3 protein-coding genes are annotated in these 7,470 nt (G+C 65.2%); all 3 read left to right on the top strand.

Going from position 1 to position 7,470, the window contains the following annotated elements; translation table 11 throughout:
- A partial coding sequence (locus tag AC1DZP_RS07230) for a beta strand repeat-containing protein (protein WP_477301138.1) occupies nucleotides 1-3,497 on the top strand: 3,497 nt, incomplete at its 5' end.
- A gap of 215 nt (nucleotides 3,498-3,712) precedes the next feature.
- Nucleotides 3,713-6,019: a peptidase domain-containing ABC transporter gene (locus tag AC1DZP_RS07225; RefSeq protein WP_477301136.1), complete on the top strand. Its 2,307-nt coding sequence runs from the start codon at nucleotides 3,713-3,715 to the stop codon at nucleotides 6,017-6,019.
- 21 nt (nucleotides 6,020-6,040) lie between these two features.
- The gene (locus AC1DZP_RS07220) at nucleotides 6,041-7,453 is read left to right on the top strand and encodes an HlyD family type I secretion periplasmic adaptor subunit (RefSeq protein WP_477301134.1); all 1,413 of its coding nucleotides are present in this window, start codon (nucleotides 6,041-6,043) and stop codon (nucleotides 7,451-7,453) included.
- Nucleotides 7,454-7,470: the final 17 nt, after the last annotated feature.

The following is a 7,470-nucleotide window of genomic DNA, read 5'->3' as shown; positions in this document are numbered from 1 at the left end:
GAGCAACTGGCTCGACTGGCGCCACTGGCGATACCGGAGCCACAGGTTCGACTGGAGCAACCGGCTCGACAGGCGCCACTGGCGATACTGGAGCCACAGGTTCGACTGGAGCAACCGGCGCCACAGGTGCGACCGGCGATACCGGGGCTACTGGCTCGACCGGTGCAACCGGCGATACCGGGGCGACTGGTTCGACCGGTGCAACCGGAGCCACAGGCTCGACCGGAGCGACTGGAGCCACTGGCTCTACAGGCGCCACGGGTTCAACCGGCGCGACGGGAGCAACGGGTGATACCGGAGCCACTGGAGCCACCGGCGCGACGGGAGATCCAGGCGCTACGGGTTCGACTGGTGCGACCGGCCCTACCGGCGCTGCGGGCTCGACCGGTGCAACTGGCTCTACAGGCGCCACGGGTGCAACGGGTCATACTGGCGCTACGGGTTCGACGGGCGCGACCGGCCATACCGGCGCGACGGGCTCGACTGGAGCAACGGGTCATACCGGTGCGACCGGCGCCACGGGTTCGACGGGCGCCACCGGCCATACCGGCGCGACGGGCTCGACTGGAGCAACGGGTCATACCGGTGCGACCGGCGCCACGGGTTCGACGGGCGCCACCGGCCATACCGGCGCGACGGGTTCGACTGGTGCGACTGGTCATACCGGCTCTACCGGCTCAACCGGCTCGACTGGAGCAACGGGTCATACCGGTTCGACGGGCGCCACGGGTTCGACGGGCGCGACCGGCGCAACTGGCTCGACCGGAGCCACCGGCTCGACTGGTGCGACTGGCTCGACTGGCTCGACCGGAGCAACTGGTGCGACTGGCTCGACAGGTGCAACTGGCGATACCGGCTCGACTGGCGCCACCGGTTCGACCGGAGCGACTGGCTCGACCGGCTCGACTGGAGCAACCGGCTCGACAGGTGCAACTGGTGATACCGGCTCGACCGGAGCGACGGGCTCGACTGGTGCGACTGGCTCGACCGGTTCGACCGGAGCCACCGGCTCGACTGGTGCGACTGGCTCGACTGGTTCGACCGGCGCAACTGGCTCGACGGGTGCGACTGGCGACACTGGTGCAACGGGTTCGACCGGCTCGACTGGCGACACCGGTTCGACCGGAGCGACGGGCTCAACCGGCTCGACTGGAGCAACCGGCTCGACCGGAGCGACAGGCTCGACGGGTGCCACGGGCGATACCGGAGCGACCGGTTCGACCGGCGATACGGGTGCCACGGGTTCGACCGGGGCAACTGGAGCCACAGGTGCTACGGGTGCCACAGGCGCAACTGGCGATACCGGAGCAACCGGCTCGACTGGAGCGACTGGCTCTACAGGCGCCACGGGTTCAACCGGCGATACCGGCGCAACGGGAGCTACAGGTGCGACCGGCGATACCGGCGCCACAGGTGCGACTGGCGCAACCGGCGATACCGGAGCTACTGGCTCGACCGGTGCAACCGGAGCCACAGGTGCTACGGGTTCCACCGGCGCAACTGGTGATACCGGAGCAACCGGCTCGACTGGAGCTACTGGCTCCACAGGCGCCACGGGTTCGACTGGTGCCACAGGTGCGACTGGCGATACCGGAGCGACGGGCTCGACTGGAGCAACTGGCTCTACCGGTGCCACGGGTTCGACTGGCGCAACAGGTTCGACCGGGGCAACTGGAGCCACAGGTGCTACGGGTTCGACCGGAGCAACCGGCTCGACCGGAGCAACGGGTTCGACGGGCGCGACCGGCCATACCGGCTCGACAGGCTCTACCGGTGCGACTGGCTCTACCGGGGCAACCGGAGCAACGGGTCATACTGGTTCGACCGGCGTCACGGGTGCGACTGGTGCGACTGGTCATACCGGCTCGACAGGCTCTACCGGGGCAACCGGAGCAACGGGTCATACTGGTTCGACCGGCGCCACTGGTGCGACCGGCCATACCGGCTCGACAGGCTCTACCGGCGCGACGGGCTCTACCGGGGCAACCGGAGCAACGGGTCATACTGGTTCCACTGGCGCCACCGGTTCGACTGGTGCGACTGGGCATACCGGCTCTACCGGGGCAACCGGAGCAACGGGTCATACTGGTTCGACCGGCGCCACTGGTTCGACTGGTGCGACTGGTCATACCGGCTCTACCGGAGCAACCGGCTCTACTGGTGCAACCGGCTCGACCGGAGCAACGGGTTCGACGGGCGCGACCGGCCATACCGGCTCGACAGGCTCGACCGGTGCGACTGGCGCTACCGGGGCAACCGGAGCAACGGGTCATACTGGTTCGACCGGCGCCACTGGTTCGACTGGTGCGACTGGTCATACTGGCTCTACCGGAGCAACCGGCTCTACCGGAGCAACGGGTTCGACGGGTGCGACCGGCCATACCGGCTCGACAGGCTCTACCGGTGCGACTGGCTCTACCGGGGCAACCGGAGCAACGGGTCATACTGGTACCACTGGTGCGACTGGTCATACCGGCTCGACCGGAGCCACGGGTTCGACGGGTGCGACTGGTCATACCGGCTCTACCGGGGCAACGGGTCATACTGGTTCGACCGGCGCCACGGGTTCGACTGGTGCGACTGGTCATACCGGTGCAACCGGCTCGACTGGAGCAACGGGTTCGACGGGTGCGACCGGCCATACCGGCTCGACAGGCTCTACCGGTGCGACTGGCTCTACCGGGGCAACCGGTGCAACCGGCTCGACTGGAGCAACGGGTTCGACTGGTGCGACTGGTCATACCGGCTCGACCGGAGCAACCGGCTCGACCGGCGCCACTGGTTCGACGGGCGCGACCGGCCATACAGGCTCGACAGGATCGACCGGTGCGACTGGCTCTACCGGGGCAACCGGCTCGACCGGGGCAACCGGCGCAACTGGAGCAACGGGAGATCCAGGCGCCACGGGTTCGACGGGTGCGACCGGCCATACAGGGGCAACCGGCTCGACCGGAGCGGCGGGCTCGACCGGTTCCACAGGTGCGCCTGGTCCGACTGGTGCGACCGGTTGGGGCGGTGATCATGACAAGTACGACCAGCATGGTCACCATGGCCATCATGGCAACAACGGCAACGGCAACAACGGCAATGGCAACGGCCACGGCCACGACAACGACCACAAGAACAGCAGCAATTCAGGGAAGGGACACAAGCATGACCACGATGGCAAGCCGGGTAACGGTCACGCCGGCAAGGTCACGTTCGAGTCGCTCGGGCTCAAGGACGCTGCGAAATTCCTGCAGTCGGGCTCGACACATGGCAACAGTGATCACGGCAGCCATGCGTCGTTCCGCAACCTGATCGGCCTGGCGTCCACATCTGTGACGACAGACCTGCTCAATGTCCTCAAGACGATTAGCGGATTTGGCCAGAACCAGAACAAGCCGTCGGGGGCGAGCACGGATCTCAGCTCGGACCAGACAAAGCATGGCGCCGGCTTCGCCAGCAACGACCACACCGCCAAGACCCTGAAGGACCTCTTGAAGCCGCACGAGTGAGCAAGAACCTTGAAGAGAGACGACCGACAGAAAAACGTGCGCGCGGATCTCGCGGGAGAGCGGATTCGCGCGTTCATCATCTCAAGACAAGGAGTGGCATGAGAGTCGCGCGGCCGATCAGTTCGGAGTACAGTGGGGCATTGCGGGAAACCGAGGCTGAAACGCCTCGGCCCGGGCATTGTTGAACCTCGCCCTGCGTACCGGATGAGAAGTCCATGGTGAACGTCCCTGTGAATGCCGAAAACCAGCCGGTCCCGATCCGTGCCGGCACCGAAGCCGAAGTCGCGACGGGCAGGGCGGACGGCGAAAACGCGGCCAGGAGTCCCGGCGGACCCGCCGAGTTCGACCGGATCCAGCCGCGCCTCAAGGCGATGCTGCGGGTCGCGCGCTATCATGGCGTCGAACTCGACCCCAACGAGTTCAGGGCGGCGGTCCCAAGCCCGGTCCCGAACGCGGCTGACCTCTCGCAATGGGCCCAGAACGGCGGCATGTGGTCGCGCGCGCTTCGCATCCGCTGGTCGCATCTCCTGCGCTTCGAGCACACGGGGCCGGTCGTCCTGCTGTTCAATGACGGTGGCGCGGGTCTGCTCACCGGGGCCAGCCCGGAGCGAAAGGTCGTCTTCCTCAAGAGCGCGGGCGCGCCAGACGATGACGAAGCCATCGCCATCGACGAGTTGCGCCTGTCGCAGGTGTGGACGGGTGAGGCGGTGTTGTTGCGTCCGGCGCGATCCTACATCGCTGCCGATGCGCCTTTCACACTGCGCTGGTTGATCGACCTGGTACGGTTAGAAAGCCGTTCCATGCGTGACATCGGTATAGCCTCGTTCACGCTCAGCATCCTTACCGTTCTGCCGCCGCTCATCGTCATGACGCTGGTCAACAAGGTGCTGCAGTTCAACAGCGTTTCGACCCTCGTGCTGCTGTCGGCCATAATCGCCGTCCTGTTCGTTTACGAGACGCTCCTCGGCCACGCCCGAAGGCTGATCATCAACGTTGTCGGCGCCCGGCTGGACACCAAACTGAACTTGCATGTCTTCAGCAGGCTCCTGCGTCTGCCACTTGACTATTTCGAGCGTCATCCGGCCGGCCAGACGATGTACCACCTCGCGCAGATCTATCGCATCCGCGAGTTCCTGACCGGAAAACTCCTCAGCACGTTCCTCGATCTCATCACGCTCTGCGTGCTGATCCCGGTGATGTTCTACATCAACGCCACGCTCGGCTGGATCGTGCTTGCCTGCGCGGGCGTGATCATGCTGATCATCTTCGCCTTTCTCGCGCCACTGCGCCGCAGCTACCAGCAGGTGGTTGAAGCGGAGACCTGGAAGTCGGCGGCGCTCGGCGAAACCGTCGTCGGCATCAAGACGGTGAAGGCGCTCGGTCTGGAGCCGCAACGCAAGGCGCTTTGGGATGAGCGGGTGGCGGACGCGGGCAGGGCCCGCCTTGCCTTCGGGCAGCTTGCCAACTGGCCGCAGACGCTTGTCACGCCAATCGAGCGTGTGATGGTCCTCGGAACCATGTTGATCGGCGCTTATCTCGCGATGAGCGACACCTCTGGCTACATGATCGGCAGCCTGTTCGCATTCATGATGATCGCCCAACGCGTCGCGCAGCCTCTCGTCGGCCTTGCTCGACTGGTCGAGGACTTCGAGGAGGTAGGGGCGGCAATCGGCGAAGCAGGATCCGTCCTCAACCGACCCCTGGAAAGCAGTTCGAATTCCACCGGCCTAAGGCCGAAGCTCGTTGGCGAGATCAGTTTCCGTGACCTGACCTTCTCCTACCTCGGCACCAAGACGCCGGCGCTCGACCGGGTCAGCTTCGACATTCCGGCAGGGACGATGTTCGGCATCGTCGGGCGCAGCGGTTCGGGAAAATCGACGGTTGCGCGGCTGCTGCAGGGGATCAATCGCGATTACAGCGGTTTTCTCAAGCTGGATGGCGTCGACCTCAAGGAAATCAACCTGCGTCACCTTCGCCAGGGGCTCGGTGTGGTCCTCCAGGACAATTTCCTTTTCCGTGGGTCGATTCGCGACAACATCATCGCCGGGCGCCCCGGCCTGACCCTCTCTGATGCCATGCGAGCCGCCCATCTTGCTGGCGCCGAAKAGTTCATCGAACGCATGCCGAACGGCTATGACACCTATATCGAGGAAGGGTCGCCCAACCTGTCGGGCGGTCAAAAGCAGCGGCTGGCGATCGCGCGCGCGCTCATCCACAATCCGACCGTCCTGATCCTCGACGAGGCGACCAGCGCGCTTGACCCGGAGAGCGAGGCGGTGGTCAGCGCCAATCTCATGCGCATCGCCAGGGGCCGCACGATGATTATTGTCTCGCACCGGCTTGCCTCACTGACCGAGTGCGACCAGATCATGGTTATGGATCAAGGCAAGGTCCTCGATGTCGCGCCGCACGCGACCCTGCTCGAACGATGCGCGCTCTACCGCCAGCTTTGGTTGCAGCAGAACCGACATCTCGACAGCCGTCACGGTCGTTTGGCCGCCGTGCCGCCGCGACTTGTTTGAGCATCGGCTTCGGGGCGCCCCATGAGCAGCATCAGCATCACCCAATCCAGCCTTCCCGCCCGCCGGCGCCGGACAGAACCGAGCGATCCGACGATGCCCGCCATCCTGGAATTCCAGTGGCCGTCGACGGCTATCGCCAATGCGCCTGTTCCGCGAATGGCGCGCAGCATCGTCTACATCATCTTGAGCATGGTCATCGCCCTGATAACACTTGCAGGGATCATACCGGTCGATCAGGTCGTCACCACCAGAGGGCTCGTGGTCTCGCAATCGCCAAACATCGTGGTGCAGCCGCTCGAGACGGCGATCGTGCGCTCGATCGAGGTGCGCGAAGGACAGCGCGTGCGAGCCGGTCAAACGCTTGCGCGCCTCGATGCAACCTTCGCCTCAGCTGACCTCACCGCGCTGGCGACACAGGTTTCGACGCTTGAGGCCGAAGTGGCGCGGTTGAAAGCGGAGGCCGACGGCAAGCCCTTCAACTATGACGGCCTGGACCCGAGTTGGACCTTGCAGGCGTCGATCTATGATCGCCGCAAAGCCGTCTACGACGCCAAGCTGGCGAGTTTCGACCGGCAGAGCGATGAACTCAGTTCCGTGATCTCGCGTTCCCAGTCCGATGCTGACGGCTACCGCCAGCGGCTGTCCGTCGCGGCCTCGATCGAACAGATGCGCAAGCAACTGGAAGAAAGACAGGTGGGGAGCCGCCTCAACACGCTTCTGGCCGAGGACAACTCGGCGGAAATGTCCCGGGCGCTCGGCAACGCCTTGCAGACATCGGAAGCCGCCAAGCGACAGCAGGCGACGGTGTCCGCCGACCGCGATGGCTACATCCAGAGCTGGCGCGCGGAAGTCTCGCAGGGCCTGTCTGAGGCGGGATCGCGCATGTCCGACGCCCGCGAGCTTCTCAACAAGGCGAAACTGCGCAAGCAGCTRGTCGAGCTGAAGAGCGAGGCGGATGCCATCGTCCAGTCGGTAGCCAAGGTCTCCGTCGGCTCGATCCTGCAGTCCGGCGACCGATTGATCACGCTGGTGCCGGACGACGCGGTGCTGGAGATCGAGACGAACATTGTCGGTCGCACCAGTGGGTTCGTCCACGTCGGCGATCCCGTGGCCATCAAGTTCGACACCTTTCCTTATTCGCAATATGGCCTGGCACATGGCACTGTGCGCGCGGTCAGCCCGGATTCCTTCTCGGCTCGCGAACAAGCGCGCGACCCGAACAGCTCGTTGGCCATGCTGCCATCGGACACTGACCTGTTCTATCGCACGCAGATTTCCATCGACCAGGTCGCCCTCCATGGCGTGCCCGCCAGTTTCACGATCAGCCCCGGCATGCCGGTGACCGCCGACGTCAAGGTCGGCCGTCGCACCGTGCTCAAGTACATTCTCGGCGCCGTGCTCCCCGTAGGCCAGGAAGCGATGCGGGAGCCATAGGCTTGGGTGCCGAGCCG

Source organism: Mesorhizobium sp. P2_F8 (assembly GCF_056403655.1).
Note: the sequence above shows the minus strand (reverse complement) of the source record. Positions and strands in the feature narration are given on the sequence as shown.